Raw genomic sequence first — 1,315 nt, 5'->3', positions numbered from 1 at the left:
TTCCAGAGCACGGAATCGTACTTCGACGATATCCCCATCGCCTCGCTCCAAGTGTAGCGGCCGCCCCAGCCGTTCTCGCAGAACCACTCGTCGTTCAGCTCGCAGTACTTCTCCACCTTGCCGTCGTCCAGCCGGTGGACGCTCGAGTCCACCATCTCGCCGTAGTTCAGGTTCTGCGCGAAAACCTCGATGGTATTTTCTGATTGATACGACTCGTAGAGAACGACCGTTTTATACACCTGGCCGTCGCGCGGGTCCGTAAATTCTCCATAGACAGGGTCGTATTCTGTATCGAATTGGCGGTCCATGTTCGGGTAAACCTTGGGCTTGGGGGCACATATCGTAGAGTCAATATTCCACTCGAAATCCACACAACTAAAATACACCATGCACGACAAATCATCCATAAAGCTTAGAGTGTCACCACTTTCGCACATGTGGTAAACAAACGTACTGCTCGACGATGCCGCCCCGCTACTGCTAGATCCCCGGTCGGTGCCGGGGATGACACTGCTGCTGGAGGCGGCACTTTCGCTCGATTTTGCGGAGCTTCCCTTGCTCGAGGAACTCTTCTTGGATTCCTTGGCTTCGCCAGCTGTGACACTTGTGCTGGAGGCGGCGTCGAGGCCTTCGTCGTCGCTCGAGTTCACGGAAATTTCGTCGCTTGCGCCACTCCCGGAGTCGCCTCCGCAGGCGGTAAAGAACATGGCGAACAGGGCCAGGCAAAAAATTCTGAGCAGGTTCATTCAAATATCCTTGTCATAACTCGTTTGAAAAATAAAAAATTTATATGTGAGCATCATTTTTACGCAGCGTCCATCAAGAGTCTTGGTTCTAGAGACTCAATTTTGTAATTATTGCGGTTGTTTTTCTTGGACTTTTTGTTCTTCTTGTTGAGTTTAGACACATAACCCCTATAGCCTTTCTCCAAAAAGGCTTTGTTAATTTGTTTAAAATCTTGTTATAATTAGTAGTTTTTTACGCAGCGGACGGAGTGTGCATACTCTGATTTGGCGCGAGAGGTACTTCGGGTCATATCATTGCGAAGAACATTGACCAGCTTAGCCTTGTTTGCTTGATCCCGATCCTGTTCAGGAAGCCAAAAAACGGTTTGTTTTGTAATATTATCATAAGCCATTGTTCCGCTAGGATAAAGTAGCCAATACCCCGCAGGCAGTATCGACAGGCCGTAGTTGTTGCTACCGAAGCCGGCGACCTTCGAGCCCATATAATGAGCGACACTATTGCCGCTTTTTTGCTGCAAATACGCCCACTCCCCATCATGTACAATATGCCATCCTTCTGGACAGATTCC

At 49.1% G+C, this 1,315-nt stretch carries 2 protein-coding genes and 1 pseudogene; all 3 read right to left on the bottom strand.

Going from position 1 to position 1,315, the window contains the following annotated elements; all coding sequences use genetic code 11:
* Positions 1–746: pseudogene (locus BUB38_RS15625) on the bottom strand (hypothetical protein); the annotation flags it as partial.
* 59 nt (positions 747–805) lie between these two features.
* Positions 806–907 (bottom strand): LEPR-XLL domain-containing protein, encoded by a 102-nt coding sequence (locus tag BUB38_RS17105; RefSeq protein ID WP_175547707.1) that lies wholly within the window; start codon positions 905–907, stop codon positions 806–808.
* 60 nt (positions 908–967) lie between these two features.
* On the bottom strand, positions 968–1,315 hold a 348-nt coding region (locus BUB38_RS15620), incomplete at its 5' end, for an FISUMP domain-containing protein (protein WP_139258490.1).

Source organism: Fibrobacter sp. UWH5, assembly GCF_900142505.1.
Classification (GTDB): Bacteria; Fibrobacterota; Fibrobacteria; order Fibrobacterales; family Fibrobacteraceae; genus Fibrobacter.
The sequence above is the reverse complement of the archived record's forward strand: the minus strand, read 5'-3'. Positions and strand labels throughout refer to the sequence as shown.